Annotated in this window: 16 protein-coding genes and 1 pseudogene; 8 read left to right on the top strand and 9 right to left on the bottom strand. The window is 69.0% G+C overall.

Annotated elements, in window-relative coordinates; translation table 11 throughout:
* Positions 1-38: 38 nt before the first annotated feature.
* The 3 genes and pseudogenes from ON33_RS24550 to ON33_RS24540 all read right to left on the bottom strand — a co-directional run.
* Positions 39-356: pseudogene (locus ON33_RS24550) on the bottom strand (FAD-dependent monooxygenase); the annotation flags it as partial.
* Positions 338-1,612 (bottom strand): serine hydrolase domain-containing protein, encoded by a 1,275-nt coding sequence (locus ON33_RS24545; protein ID WP_245550695.1) that lies wholly within the window; start codon positions 1,610-1,612, stop codon positions 338-340. The gene ON33_RS24545 and the pseudogene ON33_RS24550, both read right to left, overlap by 19 nt.
* A gap of 126 nt (positions 1,613-1,738) precedes the next feature.
* Positions 1,739-2,506, bottom strand: a complete 768-nt coding sequence (locus ON33_RS24540) for an SDR family NAD(P)-dependent oxidoreductase (protein ID WP_040861438.1) — start codon at positions 2,504-2,506, stop codon at positions 1,739-1,741.
* Positions 2,507-2,667: 161 nt separating this feature from the next.
* On the opposite strand from ON33_RS24540, the gene ON33_RS24535 reads away from it, so the two are divergent.
* On the top strand, positions 2,668-3,828 hold the full coding sequence (locus ON33_RS24535) for an alpha/beta hydrolase family protein (protein ID WP_040861437.1): 1,161 nt from the start codon (positions 2,668-2,670) through the stop codon (positions 3,826-3,828).
* Between the two features lie 12 nt (positions 3,829-3,840).
* Here ON33_RS24535 and ON33_RS24530 read toward each other — a convergent pair whose 3' ends face one another.
* On the bottom strand, positions 3,841-5,349 hold the full coding sequence (locus ON33_RS24530; protein ID WP_051152743.1) for an alpha/beta fold hydrolase: 1,509 nt from the start codon (positions 5,347-5,349) through the stop codon (positions 3,841-3,843).
* Positions 5,350-5,557: 208 nt separating this feature from the next.
* Between ON33_RS24530 and rsmA the strand changes: the two genes are divergently transcribed.
* The 3 genes from rsmA (at position 5,558) to ON33_RS43545 (ending at position 7,071) form a co-directional block, all read left to right on the top strand.
* Positions 5,558-6,439 carry a 16S rRNA (adenine(1518)-N(6)/adenine(1519)-N(6))-dimethyltransferase RsmA gene (gene rsmA, locus ON33_RS24525; RefSeq protein WP_040861436.1) on the top strand — a complete coding sequence of 294 codons (882 nt, stop codon included), beginning with the start codon at positions 5,558-5,560 and terminating at the stop codon, positions 6,437-6,439.
* A 46-nt stretch (positions 6,440-6,485) separates the two neighbouring features.
* Positions 6,486-6,647 (top strand): hypothetical protein, encoded by a 162-nt coding sequence (locus tag ON33_RS39960; protein WP_245550694.1) that lies wholly within the window; start codon positions 6,486-6,488, stop codon positions 6,645-6,647.
* Between the two features lie 82 nt (positions 6,648-6,729).
* Positions 6,730-7,071 carry an oxygenase MpaB family protein gene (locus tag ON33_RS43545; RefSeq protein WP_373281060.1) on the top strand — a complete coding sequence of 114 codons (342 nt, stop codon included), beginning with the start codon at positions 6,730-6,732 and terminating at the stop codon, positions 7,069-7,071.
* Between the two features lie 189 nt (positions 7,072-7,260).
* Here ON33_RS43545 and ON33_RS24515 read toward each other — a convergent pair whose 3' ends face one another.
* Positions 7,261-8,799 (bottom strand): acyl-CoA synthetase, encoded by a 1,539-nt coding sequence (locus ON33_RS24515; protein WP_040861435.1) that lies wholly within the window; start codon positions 8,797-8,799, stop codon positions 7,261-7,263.
* A 92-nt stretch (positions 8,800-8,891) separates the two neighbouring features.
* Here ON33_RS24515 and ON33_RS24510 point away from each other — a divergent pair, with 92 nt between their 5' ends.
* Both ON33_RS24510 and ON33_RS24505 read left to right on the top strand, forming a co-directional pair.
* Entirely contained in the window at positions 8,892-9,578 is a 687-nt protein-coding gene (locus tag ON33_RS24510; protein ID WP_040861434.1) for a MerR family transcriptional regulator, read from the top strand.
* 354 nt (positions 9,579-9,932) lie between these two features.
* Positions 9,933-10,532 carry a DUF4126 domain-containing protein gene (locus ON33_RS24505; RefSeq protein WP_040861433.1) on the top strand — a complete coding sequence of 200 codons (600 nt, stop codon included), beginning with the start codon at positions 9,933-9,935 and terminating at the stop codon, positions 10,530-10,532.
* Between the two features lie 10 nt (positions 10,533-10,542).
* On the opposite strand, the gene ON33_RS24500 is transcribed toward ON33_RS24505, so the two are convergent.
* The 4 genes from ON33_RS24500 to ON33_RS24485 form a co-directional block, all read right to left on the bottom strand.
* Positions 10,543-11,043: an LpqN/LpqT family lipoprotein gene (locus ON33_RS24500; RefSeq protein WP_040861432.1), complete on the bottom strand. Its 501-nt coding sequence runs from the start codon at positions 11,041-11,043 to the stop codon at positions 10,543-10,545.
* 101 nt (positions 11,044-11,144) lie between these two features.
* Positions 11,145-13,385, bottom strand: coding sequence for a heavy metal translocating P-type ATPase (locus tag ON33_RS24495; RefSeq protein ID WP_040861431.1), 2,241 nt, complete (start codon positions 13,383-13,385; stop codon positions 11,145-11,147).
* Entirely contained in the window at positions 13,382-14,299 is a 918-nt protein-coding gene (locus tag ON33_RS24490) for a DUF8832 domain-containing protein (RefSeq protein WP_040861430.1), read from the bottom strand. The genes ON33_RS24495 and ON33_RS24490 overlap by 4 nt, the downstream gene beginning before the upstream one ends.
* Positions 14,296-14,502, bottom strand: coding sequence for a heavy-metal-associated domain-containing protein (locus ON33_RS24485; protein ID WP_040861429.1), 207 nt, complete (start codon positions 14,500-14,502; stop codon positions 14,296-14,298). Before ON33_RS24485 ends, ON33_RS24490 begins: the two co-directional genes overlap by 4 nt.
* Positions 14,503-14,622: 120 nt before the next feature.
* Here ON33_RS24485 and ON33_RS24480 point away from each other — a divergent pair, with 120 nt between their 5' ends.
* Entirely contained in the window at positions 14,623-15,546 is a 924-nt protein-coding gene (locus ON33_RS24480) for a 4-(cytidine 5'-diphospho)-2-C-methyl-D-erythritol kinase (RefSeq protein ID WP_040861511.1), read from the top strand.
* 213 nt (positions 15,547-15,759) lie between these two features.
* Positions 15,760-17,557 (top strand): ABC-F family ATP-binding cassette domain-containing protein (locus ON33_RS24475; protein ID WP_040861428.1); only part of this gene is annotated, 1,798 nt, incomplete at its 3' end.

Raw genomic sequence — 17,557 nt, 5'->3', positions numbered from 1 at the left:
GCTCCGCGTCGTACGTGTGTCGAGCAGGCCGGGGGCGGCGTCTCGTACTGCGGCAGGCCGACGAATCCGAGCGGCACGTCCGGCGGGAGCGCCGGCTCCATCGTCGCGTCGGGCTCGCCATTGACGAAGGCCGGCTGCCCGCGCGATGGGATTGCCGCGTCGAGGATCTGGCGCAGCACCCCCATCCGCTCGAACACCTCGGGCGCGCGTGGCTGGATGCCCACCGCCTTCGCGTACTGCGGGGGTTCCAGCAGTGGGTCGAGGATCCGGCACGGTACGCCCCGGCGGCGTAGTTCGATCGCCGCGGTGAGGCCGACGGGTCCGGCGCCCGCGATGACTACCTCGGTGTCGTCCATGGGGTCGCACCGGTCGTCGATTCGGACGGCGCGGGCGTGCTCGCGCCGGAATTGCGTTGTGCCGGATCATGTCCGGGTACGGCAGTGGCGCCGTAGAAGGTCGGCAGCATGCCCTTCACCAGGACCAGCGCCGACCCTTCGCCGGAGGGGACCGCCGACAGATTGGTGGCGACCACGATGGTGAGGCCGGTATCCGGGTCGGAGGCCATGTAGGTCATGAAGCCCGGGAGCTGGCCGTCGTGCCCGTACTGGTGCTCACCGAATCGCACCAGGCCCAGACCGTACCCGGCCATAGCTGGATTGTCCGGATCGATCGGCTGGATGCTGTCCATCCGCATCTTCTGGAACTCGGCGTCCAGCAGCTTGCCCTCGGCGAGCGCCTTCGTGTACGTGGTCATGTCGTCGACCGTCGAGATCGCCGCACCGGCGGTCCAGGCCCACGATGGGCTCGAGGTGGTCTGGTCGTTCGGGAGCAGGGTGCCCGCCTTCGCGGCGGCCTGCTGCTCCGGCGGCAGCTCGAAGGTGTCGATGGTGGAGACCATGGTGCCGAAGGTGTAACCCTGCGGATGCGGATCCGGAATCGAGGAGTCCGTCACGGCGGGGAAGGAGGTGTTCTTCAGCCCGAGCGGTTCGAAGATGCGCTGCCGGAAGCTTTCGGCCACAGGCATATTCGTGACCTTCTCGATGACCAGCCCCAGCAGGATGGTGTTGGTGTTGCAGTACTCGAACTTCTCGCCCGGCTGGAAATCGACCGGGTGCGCAAACGCGATCGCCAGCAGTTCCTCCGGTTTCCACACCCGCTGCGGATCCTTGTCGATCGCGGCGCTGAAGTCGTGGTCGAAGGTGTAGTTGTAGAGACCGCTGCGCATTTCGGCGAGTTGCGCGAGGGTGATCCGGTCGCCGTTCGGCACGCCCGGCCAGTACTTGTCGATCGGATCGTCGAGGGAGAGCTTGCCCTCCTGGGCCAGCTGCATGAGGACCGTGACCGTCATGGTCTTGGTATTGCTGCCGATCCGGAAGTGGTCCGCCACCTGCATCGGATCGTCCTTGCCGATGGTTCCGGTCCCGAAGGTGGCGGTCCAGTCACCGTCTTTGGGCGACTTGACCACCACCACCGCTCCCGGGATGACGTTGTCCTTCATCAGCTGGGTGATGAGGGGCCGCAATGTCTCGGCGTATGCCGGTTCCTTCGAGCCCGAGTCGTTCGATGAGCCGCACCCCGCCGCGACCGCCAACCCCATGGCTGCGACGAACACCCCCAAACTCCGCCGGTATCCCATAACTCTCCGTCCGGATCCGCTGGAACGTGGTTATGAAGCTGAGGAAGCGTGTGTCAGCCTAATGCCGTAGCAACCGGTCGCGAATGGAAATGGGTGGTGTCACTACATCAGCGCGCCGCCGTCGACGCGGAGTTCGGTGCCGGTCATATAGCGGCCGTCATCGGAGGCGACCATGGCGACCACGCCCGCGATGTCTTCGGGCTTGCCGAGCGCGCCGCCCTCGATCCAGCCGGGCAGCCGCGCCATGAGGCTCCAGTCGGCGTCGGCGGGCAGCGCCAGGCCCGAGGTGATGCCGGTGCTGATCCCGCCGGGCACGATATTGACCGCGCGCAGGCCCTTTTTCACGTATTCCAGCGCGATGGAGTGGGTCAGCGCGTTGACGCCCGCCTTCGACGCGGAGTACGCGGCCATATAGGGGTTGGATCCGAAGGCCGAGGTGGAGGAGAAGTTCACGATCACGCCGTGCCCCGACTCGATCAGGGCGGGGAGTGCGGCCTGGATCATGAGGAAGGTGCCGGTCAGGTTGACCGAGATGACCCGGTTCCAGTCCTCGAGCGGCATTTCGTGGGTGTGGGCGGCGCGCAGGATGCCGGCGGCGTTCACCAGAACATCCAGGCCACCGAGGAATTCGAGCGCCTCCGCGGTGACGGTCCGGACTGCCTCCGGGTTGGAGATGTCCACGGTGAGAGTGCGCAGGCGCTCGCGCTGATCGGCGGGGACGGCGTCGACGGTGGCGGCCAGTCCGGCCTCGCTCACATCGGCGGCGACCAGGCGGGCTCCCTCCGCGAGCAGTCGCAGGGCCACGCCCTGCCCGATGCCCGATCCCGCTCCGGTGACAAGTACTCGACGGCCTTCGTATCTGCTCGACATGGCGAGAAATTAGAACAAGTTTCAGGGCGCGTCAATGGGTTGGCCCCGACCTCGGCGAGTAGCCGATTGCCAGAGTGTTCTCATACTGGTCCTCCGTTCAAATCGATAAACTCCTGCCCCGTATGTCAATGACAATTGGGTCGGGACCTGATGGAGGATTCATGCGGTCAGTGCCTTGGCGGACGCGGATTTTCACCGCGGCCGTAGCGTCGGCGGGCGCCCTGCTGGTTCTGCCGGCAAGCCCGGCCCACGCCGAGACGGCGGCCACCACGATCGCCAAAACCGCACTACCGGACGGCTTCCGTGGTCTGCCGAACGGCACCATCATCGACTACTGGACCACCCGCTCGAACGGCGAACCGGTGAAAGCCAGTGGCGCACTGTTCGTTCCATCCGGCCCCGCGCCCGCGGGCGGCTGGCCGATCATGGCCTACGACCACGGCACGTCCGGCATGGGCCCAGGCTGCGGCGGGCAGACCGACACCTCGCTGATGACCCGGCCGAAGGAAGACCAGGTTCTGCAGTATTTCGTGAACAAGGGCTTCGCCGTCGTCGCGCCGGACTATCTGGGCCTGGGCCGCTTCGACACCGGCCCGCACCCGTATCTGGAGATCAGCACCGAGGCCGGTTCCACGATCGACCTGGTCAAGGCGGCCCGCGCCGCGAACCCGGCGCTCTCGCGCACCTGGGCGGTGACCGGCTTCTCCCAGGGCGGTCAGGCGGCCCTGGGCACCGCGCACCAGCAGTCGTCGCAGCTCCCCGACCTCGACTTCCGCGGCACCATCGCGGTCGACCCGGAATCGGACCTGGAGAAGATCACCCCGTTCGTCGGACCCTGGGTGCCGGCGATTCCGGGTCAGGCCGGGACCGCCGTCAACGGGTTCGTGGTCAGCATGCTGGCCGGGCTGCGCGCCACCCACCCCGAGGTCGATGTCGACAGCTACCTCACCCCGCGCGGAGAGCAGGCCCTGGACGCCTCGCAGAGCCTGTGCTTCCTCGACATCATGAAGGTGGTCGACGGGATGAGCATCGGCGACATGCTGTCGCGCCCGCTGGACGCCCCGGAGTTCCAGGCGGCCATGAACGAGTACATGACCGTGCCGGTCAACGGCTACGACGCGCCGATCCTGTTGCTGCTCAACACCAATGACACCACCGTGCCGTCGCCGCTGCACGCCGCGCTGGCCGCGCAGTTCGCCGCCAATGGTGTGAACGTCCAGACCGTGGTCGGCACCGGCACCCACACCCAGCTGAACCCGCAGATGTGGGATGCCATCAGCGCGTTCAGCGATCGGATCCTGACCACGCCGACCGTGCCGTGACATCCGACGGCGTCACTGCGGGAACCAGGAGAAGTCGGGCTCGCAGGTGACGTCCTCGTCGGGGCGGGCGCCCGTGTCGAGATAGGTGTTCACGAGTTTGATCACGCACGGGCTCAGGCCCGGCCGGAGCGCGCCGTGAACCCTGGTGTCCGCCAGGGTGACCAGGCGTGAGCCGGTCAGATCCCCATGCAGCGCAAGCCCTTCCTGGTACGCGGTGCGGGTGTCGTGGACGATCGCCACCATCAGCATCGGCGTCGCGTTGTGGATCTCGGTGGGCGGCTCGACCGGGTCGGGCCAGAAGGCGCACGCGGTGATGTTGTTGGCGAACGCCCCGAACACCGGCTGGGACGGGCGAGCCGCCTCGACATTCCGGTAGTACCAGGCGGGATCACGCGGCGCGGCCTTGTCGCCGCACTGGATCGCGGCCATGCTCGCGGAATCCAGCGGCACCGCGGCGATGATCTTGGCCTTGATCGCGTCCATGTCGATCGGACCGCCCGACACGCCGACGTCCAGCATGTGCACCACATCCGCGAGGTTGGAGTTCATCTGCGGATTCGTCAGCAGCGCGAAGATCATCATGGGAATGGTGTGCTCGTCGACCAGGTAGCCGCTGCCGTAGATCTCGTGTCCGACGGACCGCCGGATCAGGTCCTCGATGAAGGCGCGCACCTGCGCTCGGGTCGTGCCGAAGTGGTACTCGTCGTCGTGGCGGGCCGCCCAGGTGGCCCAGTCGTCGAGGGCGTACTCGTTGATCGGGCCCATGTCCTGGTAAAGGCCCACGTAGTAGCGGTCCGGGTCGATGGGGCTGTCCAGGATCATGCGGTCGATGTGGTCGCCGAACATCTGCGAGTAGACCGAGCCCAGATACGTGCCGTAGGACGCGCCGTAGTAATTGAGCTTCGCTTCGCCGAGAGTGCTTCGGATGACGTCCATATCGCGCGCGGTGTTGCGAGTCGTGATGTGGCGGGCCTTCTCCGGGTCGGTGCCCACGCACGCACCGGCCAGCGCCGCGGCCACGGCGGTGTCGCGAGCCATGCCGAAGATGTCGAAGCCCGCCGAGAACAGCATGGTGGGCACGGGAATCGTGCAGCTGACCGCCTCCGAGCGGCCGACGCCGCGCGGGTCCATGCCGATCAGGTCGTACTGCGCGCGCACGTCCGGGGTCAGCATCTGCGCGATGCCGAGCGTATAGCGCAGGCCCTGGCCGCCGGGTCCGCCCGGATTGGACAGCAGGACGCCGCGGCGGCGGTTCGGATCGGTGGCGCCGACGCGGGAGATGGCGACCGTCAGGGTGCGACCGCCCGGGTTGTCGTAGTCGAGCGGCACCAGGACCCCCGCGCACTGCGCGCCGGCGGCGTCGAGGGTCGCGTCGTCGCACGGCTGCCAATGCAGGTTCTGGTGATAGAACCGGTCCAGGCCGGGTGCGGCGTCCGCAGTCGACGGTCCCGCCGGTAGGGCGACCGCAGCGGTGAGCAGGGTCGCTCCCAGGACGAGCCGTCGAATCCGCCGAGCGGGCATACCTCTCCTTTGTGGTTGGTGTTCCCGATGGGCGACGCTACCCGGATACCTGGTCAAAGACCCTGCGAGATGGCTGATTTGGTCGGGCGCGTGTCGCCGCCACGCCCGGCCGGGTGGGCGTGGCGAATGTTCGGCGAACGCCGGTGCCGGATTTCGGCGTCGCGGACCGGGTGCCGGTCGATTCGCGCAGCTTGATAGTTTTTTCAGAATGTCCGAACCCGAAGTCGCCGGTCGTGGAAAAGCCGCCCTGCTGGGCCCCGCCGAAGTGCGCGAGCTGGCCGAGCGCTTCGGCGTCCGCCCGACCAAGCAGCTCGGGCAGAACTTCGTCCATGACGCCAACACCATGCGCCGCATCGTCGCCACCGCGGGCGTCGGCCGCGACGACACCGTGCTCGAGGTCGGTCCCGGCCTCGGCTCGCTGACCCTGGCGCTGCTGGACGTGGTCGACCGGGTCATCGCCGTCGAGATCGATCCGACCCTGGCGACCCACCTGCCGGAGACCGCCGCCGCCCGCGCCCCCGAGCTCGCCGACCGGCTGACCGTCGTCCCCATGGACGCCATGAAGGTCACCCGCGCCGACCTGCCCGCCGCGCCGACCGCGCTGGTGGCCAACCTGCCCTACAACGTGGCCGTGCCGGTCCTGCTGTCGTTGCTGGCCGAATTCCCCAGCATCCGAACCACTCTCGTCATGGTGCAGCTGGAAGTGGCCGACCGCCTCGCCGCCACTCCCGGCGGCCGCATCTACGGCGTCCCCAGCGTGAAGGCCGGCTTCTTCGGAACCGTGCGCCGCGCCGGAACCGTTGGCCGCCAGATCTTCTGGCCCGTCCCGCAGGTCGAATCGGGCCTGGTCCGTATCGATCGCTTCGCCGAATCCCCCTGGCCCCAGGACGAGTCGTTCCGTCAGCGTGTCTACGCCGTCGTCGACGCCGCCTTCGCGCAGCGCCGCAAAACCCTCCGCGCCGCCCTCGCGGGGTGGGCCGGTTCCGCCGCCGAGGCCGAAAAGCGCCTCATCGCAGCTGGAATCGCCCCGACCGCACGCGGCGAAACCCTCGACACCGCGGCCTTCGTCCGCCTCGCCCAGCAGAGCTGAGTCGATCCGCTCCGCGGGAGGGCGGGCGGCGTGTCAGGATCGAGGCGTGACCGCACAACGGACCTACGGCGGGGTCAAGGCCGAAGAACGCCGCGCGCAGCGCCGGGTCGCGCTGGTGGCGGCGCTCTTCGAGATCCTCGGCGCGCAAGGGCTGGACAAGCTGACGGTCGCCGGGTTGTGCGCCCAGGCCGGGTTGAACGAGCGGTAGCGGTTCGCCGAGACCACGCAGTGGGCATTGGACGTCTCCTCCACCGGCGGCATGCTGCCGCGGGGCCGGGGCTTTCGCTGACATCGCGCACTTCGCCCGCTACGTCGGCTGGGTCATGGGGGTGGAAGAACGGTTCCTGCCCAAGGACTTTCGCGACAGCGTCCGGATTCTGTACCGCACCATGACGGCCATCACGAACCCCGACGAGACCTCGGTCCAGCTGGCGCTGCCGATACTCGACGAGCCGCTCGGCTGGCATTACCGCCGTTTCGCCGGGCTGCGCGGGCGCATCGCGCGCTCCCAGCACCTGTCCATCGCCACCATGTATCTGAGCCCGGCGGCCATGAAACAACTCGGCCTGCCCGCCACCCTGCCCTGGTACCCCGCGTTGCGCACTTCGGCCCACCTGGTGCGCTCGGTGTGACTCCGGCTCGCGCCGGGACGACTGGCCCGCGCCTCCGAACGCGGACGTGCCGAACAGCTTTCGTTCATCCGCACCCTGACCGGCGACGATGGCGCGGTGATCGGCGAATCGGCCCAGCGCATCGCACACGCCGCGTAGCCCGGCAGCCGCCGGCGCGCGTCATCCGCGCCGGCCGGATCCGGTCCGAAGTCAGTGCACCTGCCGCTCCGCCTCACCCCAATGGCGTTGCCGGAGATCGCGTTTGAGGATCTTGCCCGCACCCGAGACCGGGAGTGAGTCGGTGACCTCGATGCTGCGTGGGGCCTTGTATCCGGCAATGAGAGTCTTTGTGTGCTCGCGGATTTCGTCGAGGGACACCTGTCGTCCGGGCGCGCACTGGATGACCGCGTGCACCCGCTCACCCCATTCACTGTCCGGCACGCCGATGACGGCGACGGCCGCGACGGCCGGGTGTGCGGCGACGGCGTTCTCGACCTCGGCCGAATACACGTTCTCACCGCCGGTGACGATCATGTCCTTGAGCCGGTCCACGATGTAGAGGTAGCCGTCCTCGTCGAGGTAGCCGCCGTCGCCGGTGAGCAGCCAGCCGTCACGCATGGCGGACGCGGTCTCGGCGGGCTTGTTCCAGTACCCGAGCATGACGTGCCCGCCCCGGGCCGCCACCTCGCCGACGGTGCCGGCGGGGAGGTCGGCGCCATCGGGATCGAGCACCCGGACCTCGCTGTGCGGGGCCGCGCGTCCGGCCGACCGCAACCGGCCGGACCGGTGGTCCTCGGGGCCGAGCATGGTGATGATGGGAGCGGCCTCGGTCTGGCCGTAGGCCTGGGTGAACCCGGCGCGGGCGAACACCTTCATCGCCCGTTCCAGTACAGCCGCCGAGATCGGTGACGCGCCGTACATGACGTGCTCGACGCTGGACAGGTCGGCTGTCGCGGCGCGGGGATGGTCGGCCAGCAGCTGGATCATCACCGGCACGAGCAGGGTGGCCGTCACCCGGTGCGTCTCGATGGCGGCGAGCACGGCCGCCGGCTCGAAGACCGGAACGGTCACGTGCGTTCCGCCCACCATCAGCACGCCCTGCCAGCCGGCGAGGTCGGCCAGGTGGAACATGGGCGCCGCGTGCAGGAAGACCGTGCCCGGTGTCATCAGGTAGCCGGTGGCGACACCGCCGAGCGCGGAGGTCGCCAGGTTGGCATGGCTGAGCATGACGCCCTTCGGAAACCCGGTGGTGCCGCCGGTGTAGAAGATGCCGGCCAATTCATTGCCACCCCGCCGCGCGTCGGCAATGGGTGTTGTTGTGGCGATGAGGTTTTCGTAGGAGTGCATGCCCTCCGGCGTCGGACCGTCGCCGCAGTGGACGAGAACATCGGCCCCGGCCTCGCGCAGCGCGTCGGCCATCGGCGCGAACGCGTCGTCGATGAACAGCACCCGGGTGCCGGAATCGGTGAGCGAATAGGCGATTTCGGCCGCACTCCAGCGCGTGTTGACCGGATTGAGCACGGCATTCGCCCACGGCACCGCCAGCAGATACTCGTGGTAGCGGTCGGAATTCAACGCGAGTATCGCGACCCGATCACCGTCGCCCACCCCGAGCCCACGCAGCGCGCCCGCCAGCCGCGCCACCCGATCGTGAACCTCGGCGGCGGTACGAACCCGGTCCCCGTGAATGGTCATCGGACGGTCCGGATACTGCTGCACCGCGCGATGCAGGCCCTGGGTGAGATACATGAGACGCCCTTCTGCGAGTGGTCCGCATCACGCTAACTTTGACACTATTTACTGTCAATGACAGTTTTCGGTGGCATCGATAAACTGTCGTCGTGGGCACCTACAGCCGCGAGGAACTCGCCGAGCGCAGCGGCGTACCCGCGCGCACCATCCGCTACTACCAGCAGGTCGGATTGCTGCCGAAGCCGGAAAGGGCGGGCAAGGAGGTCGTTTTCGACGAGACCCATCTGCGGCGCCTGGATCGCATCGCGGCGCTGCGCGCGCAGGGGCTCAAGCTCGACGGCATCCGGCGCCTGTTCGACGCCGGTCCGGATGTCCGCGCTCGGGGTGCGCAGTGGAGTGCGCTCTTCGCTCCGTACGACCCGTCGCCGGAGCAGCGGCACCCATTCCTCGATGACCGCCGGTTGTCGGACACGCTCGGAGAGCGACCCGCGGAGATCACCGATGAGCTGGTCGCGGCGGGTTTTCTGCGGCGCGAGGGTGACGGCTGGCGTGTGCCGGACCATGCCGCATTCAAGGGCGCGTTGATGCTGTACGACCTCGGCACCGACATCGCCGTGACCGCGGCGCTGAACAGGATAATTCGCGACGGCATCGCGGACGTCGCGCACAAGGTTGTCGAAACATTCACCGGCGCAGCAGGATTCGGCTATGCGGGTGAGGGATCGCGCGCCGACCTGGACCAGTTCCTGGACCGATTCCGTGCCGCCGCCTGGGAAGTCGGGGGTAGCACCTTCGCCGACGAGATCGAGAAGGCCGTCGGCCGATTGGAAGAGTGAGCCCCGGCCCTTTCCGGTCCGTCAGTAAGGGTCGTTGATTCACGCAGTGCCGCAAGGGCTTCGCGGAGGTCTTGCGCTGGATCGACGCGCGCAGCTCTTCGCGGTTTACCGCCGGCTCATGCTCAGAGCACCTGGATCACCTGTCCGGACGTGCCAGGACGTGCTCAGCTCGGTGCGGGGACGTCGATGGTCAGCTGGGACGGAGTGGGGTTCGTGCTCACCTGGGCGGAGACTTGGCCCGAGCCTGAAGAAGGCGGCGTGCCAGCCGTAATGGCTGTCGTACTGGGCGGATTTCGTCTCGGTGGCGCGCGGCCATTGCTCGCCGTCGAGCGGCTCAGCGGCCACACTGGGGGCATGGAGATCACGACGGCGGTGGGGGCGGTGCTCGGGGCCTTCGGGCTGTCGGGGGCCGCGGGGTTGAATGCTTGGCTGCCGTTGCTGGTGGTGGGGATCGCGGATCGGGTGGGATGGGTTGATCTGGGCGACTCCTACGGGTGGCTGGCGTCGACTCCCGCCCTGATCGGGATCGGGGTGTTGTTCGTGCTCGATCTCGTGGGGGACAAGATCCCGGCCCTGGATTCGGTGCTGCACGGGGTCGGGACGCTGGTGGCTCCGGTGTCCGGGGCGATTCTGTTCACGGCCGAGGCGAGTCTGTCGTCGCATCTGCCGCCCGCGGTCGCCGCCGTGCTCGGGGCCGTCACCGCGGGCAGTGTGCATGCCGGGCGCACGGTGGCGCGGCCGGTGGTCACGGGAACGACTGCGGGCGTGGGGAATCCGGTGGTGTCGACCGTCGAGGACGGGGTCTCGCTGGCTCTCACGATTCTGGCACTGGTGGTCCCGGTGGTGGCCTTCATCGTGATGCTCATCGTATTGATCGCGTTGGGCCGGTCGGCATTCCGGGCGATGCGCCGGCTGCGCGGCCGGCGCGAACGCGGCAAGCTCGAACCGGGCTGAACAGCGCGGGTCAGGCCGAGATGGACAGGCCCTCGAGGAGGGTGGTGGGGGCGCTGCCGTCACTGTCGTTGCGGGTGGTGATGGTCAACTGGACCAGGTACTGGCCGTTGGGGGATTCGACGATGATGTAGCGGTTGTACGCCCAGAGCGTGAGCTGCTCGACGGTGTAGATGCCGGTGATGCCGGCCGACGGCCAGCCCTCGAAGTCGTCGGTGTCGGTCTCGAGGTCCTGCCAGCCTGGGAGGCGGCGAGCGTCGTCGAAGGCGTGGGTGAGCAGTTCACCGGCATCGACGGGCGGGGTGAAGGTGGCCACCAGCAGCACGGCATTGTCGGCCCAGCCGTTCACGGGGGCCTGGGTCCAGACGCCGTAGGAGCCGGGAAACATGTTCGGCGGAACCTGCTGCCAGCCTTCGGGAACGCCGACCGCGACCTTGGGCGCTCCGGGGGCCGCGGGGTCGACCGGTGCGGCCTCGATCTTGGCGGTGGCCAGGTATTCGGCGATGGTGGTCAACGGGTCTCCTCGGGAGGGGGACGACGGTGGTCACCCGCCATTCAACACGATGCGACAGGGCCGCCCGGATCCGGTGATCCGGGCGGCCCCTCGGCTATCGCTCATCCGCGAAAGCGGCGCAGTCGCAAGCTGTTGCTGACCACGAATACGCTGGACAACGCCATGGCGGCACCGGCGAGCATCGGGTTCAGCAGTCCCGCGGCGGCCAGCGGGATGGCGGCCACGTTGTAGCCGAAGGCCCAGAACAGATTGCCCTTGATGGTCCGCAGCGTGGCCCGCGACAGCTTGATCGAGGTCGGTACCGACCGCAGATCGTCACGCACCAGCGTGAGGTCGGCGGCCTGGATGGCGACGTCGGTGCCGGTGCCCATGGCCAGCCCCAGGTCGGCCTGGGCCAGGGCGGCCGCGTCATTGACGCCGTCGCCGACCATGGCGACCACCTTGCCCTCGTCCTGCAGCTTCTTGACCACGTCCAGCTTGTCGCTGGGCAGCACCTCCGCGATGACCCGCTCGATGCCCACCTGATCCGCGACGGTGCGGGCGGTGGCCGCGTTGTCGCCGGTCAGCAGCACCGGGGTCAGGCCCAGCGCCTTCATCTCCGAGATCGCCTGGGCGCTGGTGGGTTTCACGGCGTCGGCGATGACCAGCACGCCGCGAGCCTGCCCGTCCCAGGCCACCACGATGGCCGTCTGGCCGGCCCGCTCGGCCCGAATCTTGGCTTCCGCCAAGGACTCCGGCAGTGTGATGGACCAGTCCTCCAGCAGCTCGGTGCGTCCGATGACCACCGCGCGCTCACCGACCAGGCCGTGCACGCCCTTGCCGCCGTGGCTGACGAACTGCTCCACCCGCTCGGTGTCGAGTCCGCGCTCGGCCGCACCGGCGACCACGGCCTTGGCGACCGGGTGCTCGGAGCCGTGCTCCACGGCCGCGGCCACCGACAACAGCTCGTCGGTGTCCACCCCGGCGCCCGGAATCGCCTCGGCGAGCGTCATCTTGCCGGTGGTGACGGTGCCGGTCTTGTCCAGCACCACGGTGTCGATGCGCCGCGTCGACTCCAGCACCTGCGGGCCCTTGATCAGGATGCCCAGCTGCGCGCCGCGACCGGTACCCACCAGAAGTGCGGTGGGCGTGGCCAATCCGAGGGCACACGGGCAGGCGATGATCAACACCGCGACGGCCGCGCCGAAGGCGGTCGCCACGGCCGCGCCGGTGCCGAGCCAGAAGCCCAGCGCCGCAACTGCGATCGCGATGACGATCGGGACGAACACGCCCGCGACCTGGTCGGCCAGCCGCTGCACCGGAGCCTTGCCATTCTGCGCCTCCTCGACCAGCGAGGCCATCTGCGCCAGCTGGGTATCCGCGCCGACCCGGGTGGCGCGCACGGTCAGCAGACCGCCCGCGTTCACGGTCGCGCCGACGACCTGATCGCCGGGACCCGCCTCGACCGGCACGGACTCGCCGGTCAGCATGCTCATGTCGAGAGCCGAACTGCCGCTCACCACCAGGCCGTCGGTGGCGATCTTCTCGCCGGGCCGGACCAGGAACTCCTCGCCGACCCGCAGCTCGCCGATGGGGATGCGGGTCTCGACGCCGTCACGCAGCACCGAGACATCCTTGGCGCCCAGTTCCAGCAGCGCCCGCAGGGCGGATCCGGCCTTCTCCTTGGACCGCACCTCGAAGTAGCGCCCCGCCAGAATGGCCGTGACCAGGGTGGCCGCGACCTCGAAGTACAGGGCCGAGGACGAATCACCGCGCTCGATGGCGAAACTGAACGGGTGCTTCATGCCGGGCATGCCGGCGTTGCCCCAGAACAGCGCGTACACCGACCAGCCGAAGGCGGCCAGTGTGCCCAGCGAGATCAGCGTGTCCATGGTGGCCGCGCCGTGCTTGGCGTTCACCCAGGCGGCGCGGTGGAACTGGGAAGCGCTCCACACCACGATGGGAGCGGCCAGGGTGAGCGACAGCCACTGCCAGTTGGTGAACTGGAACACCGGGAACATCCCCATGGCGACCACGGGCACCGCCAGCGCCAGCGTCACCAGCAGCTTGTGCCGCAACAGATCCGCCGCAGTCGGAGCCGAATCGGCCTCGGCCGTCTCGGCTTTCACCGGTTCCGTGTGGTGCACGGCGGCGGTGTAGCCGGTGTCGACGACCTTGGCGATCAGGTCATCGGTGCTCACCGAGTCGGGAAAGCTGACCCTCGCCTTCTCGGTCGCGTAGTTGACGGAGGCGGTGACGCCGTCCATCCGGTTGAGCTTCTTCTCGATCCGGGCCGCGCAAGAGGCGCAGGTCATCCCACCGATATCGAGTTCGATCGAACGCTCGGGCGCCGGGGCGCTCATGAGTGACCTCCTCCGTGGTGGGCGGGCGCATCCGAATCGGATGCGGCGGTGGATGCTTCGTCGGTGAATTCCGCGGTGTGGACCGCGCCACCGTGCTGGAAGTCCAGATACAGGCGGTACCTGCCGTCACTCGGCGCAGCCGGTTGGGAGGTAACGGCCGCGTGGAAGACGACGGCGGGGCCGGGTGCGGTCTTGCCGACCTCGCCCTCGGGATGGACGTGCAGGTAGGCCAGGTCCGTGGCCCGCAGCGCTACCAGGTGAGCGTACGCGCCCAGGTAGGGCTGCAGATCGGTCACCGGCTTGCCGTCGCGGGTGACGGTGAAGGTGAGCTCGCTGCCCGCGGTGTTCAGGTCGCCGTTCACGGTGACGCGATACCCATCCACCTCGGCGGTCCGCGAGACCGGCGGCAGCGGCTTGTCGGTCACGTTCCCCGCGACCGCGATGGTGCGGCTGAGCACCAGCTCGCCGGGCCCGCCGGTGGGGGAGAAGTCGGCGAACACGCGGTAGCTGCCGGGTTCGGCCCACTTCCAGTCGATGGACCAGGTGCCGTCGGCGGCCCGGGCCGGATGCACGTGCCGGAACTGGCTCGCGTCCGAACGGACCACGATCAGGTGCAGGTCCTTCTCGTGCAGGTTGTCGTACCGGGTGACGGTGCCCTGCGGTCCGGTGATCCGGAATCGCAGTGCGCCTTGCTGATCGGGGACGGGCGGGGCGCTGATGTCGCTGAGGGTGTAGCCGGAGAGGCTGTCCTGCAGGCCCGTCGCCGCGGCGGCGTCGTGCTGACTGTGGTCGGGGCCGGCTTCGGCCGGGGCCGCGCCCGATCGGTCGCCCACCAGGGCGCCGATGCCGAGCGCGGCTCCGAACAAGACGACCAGTCCGCCACCGAAGGCGGCGAACTTCAGTCGATCGTTCACACCGCCACCTCGTAACCGGCTTCGTCGACGGCGGCGACCACATCGGCGTCGGCGATCGGGGCGGTGGACTCGACCTTGACCAGGCCGGTGGCCAGATCCACATCCACGCTGGTGACACCGTCGATCTTGCCGATCTCCTTCTGCACCGAACCGACGCAGTGGCCGCAGGTCATGCCGGTGACGGTGTAGGTGCTGGTGGCCATGGTGGTCTCCTTCGCTCGATTTCATACGGTGTAGGGGTATCCCCGACATCCAGAAACATACCCCCCACGGGTACCCGACGCAAGTACTCGAGCGGGAAATCTGTCGACTAGGCTGTGCGCGTGCTCTCAGTTGTGCCCAGCCCTGTCGTCGTGCGCGCGCCCGCGAAGGTGAACCTGCACCTCGGGGTCGGCGACCTGCGCGAGGACGGCTACCACGACCTCACCACCGTGTTCCAGGCACTGTCGCTGAGCGACGACGTCCAGATCACGCCCTCCGCCACGCTGCGGGTCAAGGTCACCGGCGAGGGCGCCGACGAGGTGCCCACCGATCGCGGCAACCTGGTCTGGCAGGCCGCCGTCAAACTGGCCGACCTCGGCGGCCGCGCGCCCCTGGTGGATTTCGCCATTACCAAGGGCATTCCGGTGGCGGGCGGCATGGCCGGTGGCAGCGCGGACTGCGCGGCGGCGCTGGTCGGACTGAACGACCTGTGGGAACTCGGCCTCGGCCGTGCCGAATTGTCCGATATCGCAGCCGAACTCGGCAGCGACATCCCCTTCTCCCTGCACGGCGGCACCGCGCTCGGCCGCGGCCGCGGCGAGAAGCTGCTTCCGGTGTTGTCCCGCAACACCTTTCACTGGGTGCTGGCACTGGCCAAGGACGGCCTGTCCACCCCGGCCGTCTTCCGCGAACTCGACCGCCTGCGCGCGGCCGGCGATCCGCCGCGACTCGGCAACCCCGAGGAACTGCTGCAGGCCCTGGCCTCCGGCGACGCCACCCAGCTCGCCCCCCTGCTCGGCAACGACCTCCAGGCCGCGGCCCTCTCCCTCAAACCCGACCTGCGCCGCACCCTGCGCGCGGGCGTCACCGCGGGCGCCCTCGCGGGCATCGTGTCCGGCTCCGGCCCGACCTGCGCGTTCCTCTGCGAAAGCGAGGAGGCCGCCGTCACCGTCGCCGCCGAACTCGCGGGCGCGGGCGTGAGCCGCAGCGTGCGCACGGCCTACGGCCCGGTGCCGGGTGCTCGCCGCATCGTCGGCGACAACTGAGGCTGGGACGTTCGGGGGTTGAAATCCCGACGTGACAGCTGATTTCGCGACTTCCGGACAACTCCCGGGGCACGTCCGAAATCGGTTCGGCTCTCGATCGCCGGCAAGCGTGCCCAACGGTCGACGGCTCCCAGCCGGGCGCCGAAGGCGCGGGGAGGCGTATTGCGTACGCTCTTACGGTTCGGCAAGAGGCTCGGAGAGGCGGAATTGTTCATGGCCAACCTGGTCAATCTGGAAGCGGTCTCCAAGAGCTTCGGCATCAAGCCGCTGCTCGACAGCGTCTCTCTCGGCGTGCAGGAGGGGGAGCGGATCGGTGTCGTCGGTCTGAACGGTGGTGGCAAGACCACGCTGCTGGAAGTGCTGACCGGACTGGAAGACCCCGACTCGGGCCGGGTGAGCCGTCGCGGCGATCTGCGCATGGCCGTCGTCACCCAGCGCGGCGTGCTGCCGGAGGGGGCGACCGTGGGCGAGGTCGTGCTCGCGGGCCTGGCCGAGGATCAGCGCACCGACGGTGTGGCCGAACACGAATGGGCCTCGAACCCGCGCATCCGGTCCGTGGTCGAGGGCATCGGCATCGCCGACCTCGGCATGGACAGCCCGGTCGCCAACCTCTCCGGTGGTGAGCGTCGCCGCACCGCCCTGGCCGCCGCCCTGGTCCGCGACCTCGACCTGCTGGTTCTGGACGAGCCCACCAACCACCTCGACGTCGAGGGCGTGCAGTGGCTGGCCGAGCACCTGCTGAACCGCCGCAGCGCGCTGGTGGTCGTCACCCACGACCGCTGGTTCCTCGACACCGTGGCCACCCGCACCTGGGAGGTGCAGGGCGGCAAGGTGGAGACCTACGACGGTGGTTACAACGACTGGATCTTCGCCCGCGCCGAACGCGTCCGCCAGGCCGATGCCAGCGAGGCCCGCCGCCAGAACCTGGCCCGCAAGGAACTCGCATGGCTGCGCCGCGGCGCCCCGGCCCGCACCTCCAAGCCGCGCTACCGCATCGAGTCCGCCGAGGCCCTGATCGCCAATGTGCCGCCGCCGCGCGACAAGGTCGAGCTGGCATCCTTCGCGCGAAAGCGCCTGGGCCGCGTGGTGATCGAACTCGAGGACGCCACCCTCGCCACCCCGGACGGCCGGGAACTGGTGACGGACCTGACCTGGCGGCTCGCCCCGGGCGAGCGCGTCGGCCTGGTCGGGGTGAACGGGTCGGGCAAGACCACGCTGCTGCGCGCCCTGGCCGGCGATGTGGACCCGAAATCCGGCAAGCGGATCCAGGGCCAGACCGTCAAGATCGGCTGGCTGCGCCAGGAACTCGACGACCTGCCGCTGAAGATGCGGGTGCTGGAGGCGGTCCAGGACGTGGCGCAGCGAATGATGCTGGGCGACAAGGAGATCAGCGCCGGTCAGCTGGCCGAGCGGCTCGGCTTCACCCCGGCCAAGCAGCGCACCCCGGTCGGCGACCTGTCCGGTGGCGAGCGCCGCCGCCTGCAGCTGACCCGCATCCTCATGGCCGAGCCCAATGTCCTGCTGCTCGACGAGCCCACCAACGACCTCGACATCGACACCCTGCAGCAGCTGGAGGACTTGCTCGACGGCTGGGCGGGCACCCTGGTGGTCATCTCCCACGACCGCTACCTGATCGAGCGCATCTGCGACTCCACCTGGGCGCTGTTCGGCGACGGCAAGCTCACCAACCTGCCCGGCGGGATCGAGGAATACCTGCGCAAGCGCGCCGCCCTCACGGCTGGCCGGACCGACACCCCCGCCCGCTCGGCGGCTTCGGCCGCCGCGAATTCCGCCGCCCCGGCGACGGATTCGGCCGCCTACCGCGCGGCCCGCAAGGAACTGGCCAAGCTGGAAAGGGCCCTGGAGAAGCTCACCGACCGCGAGGACAAGCTGCACGCGGCGCTGGCCGAAGCGGCCACCGAACCGGACAAGCTGGTCACGCTGGGAGCCGAGCTGAAGCAGGTGCAGGCCGAGAAGGAAGCCACCGAAGAGCGCTGGCTCGAACTGGCCG

This window comes from Nocardia niigatensis NBRC 100131 (assembly GCF_000308655.1).
GTDB lineage: Bacteria > Actinomycetota > Actinomycetes > Mycobacteriales > Mycobacteriaceae > Nocardia > Nocardia niigatensis.
The sequence above is the reverse complement of the archived record's forward strand: the minus strand, read 5'-3'. Positions and strand labels throughout refer to the sequence as shown.

What these genes read in the sequence shown, in the direction of transcription:
- ON33_RS24540 (WP_040861438.1), bottom strand. Translation starts at nt 2,506, where the DNA reads ATGTCGAGCAGATACGAAGGCCGTCGAGTACTTGTCACCGGAGCGGGA.
- ON33_RS24535 (WP_040861437.1), top strand. Translation starts at nt 2,668, where the DNA reads ATGCGGTCAGTGCCTTGGCGGACGCGGATTTTCACCGCGGCCGTAGCG.
- ON33_RS24530 (WP_051152743.1), bottom strand. Translation starts at nt 5,349, where the DNA reads ATGCCCGCTCGGCGGATTCGACGGCTCGTCCTGGGAGCGACCCTGCTC.
- rsmA (WP_040861436.1), top strand. Translation starts at nt 5,558, where the DNA reads ATGTCCGAACCCGAAGTCGCCGGTCGTGGAAAAGCCGCCCTGCTGGGC.
- ON33_RS24515 (WP_040861435.1), bottom strand. Translation starts at nt 8,799, where the DNA reads ATGTATCTCACCCAGGGCCTGCATCGCGCGGTGCAGCAGTATCCGGAC.
- ON33_RS24505 (WP_040861433.1), top strand. Translation starts at nt 9,933, where the DNA reads ATGGAGATCACGACGGCGGTGGGGGCGGTGCTCGGGGCCTTCGGGCTG.
- ON33_RS24495 (WP_040861431.1), bottom strand. Translation starts at nt 13,385, where the DNA reads ATGAGCGCCCCGGCGCCCGAGCGTTCGATCGAACTCGATATCGGTGGG.
- ON33_RS24485 (WP_040861429.1), bottom strand. Translation starts at nt 14,502, where the DNA reads ATGGCCACCAGCACCTACACCGTCACCGGCATGACCTGCGGCCACTGC.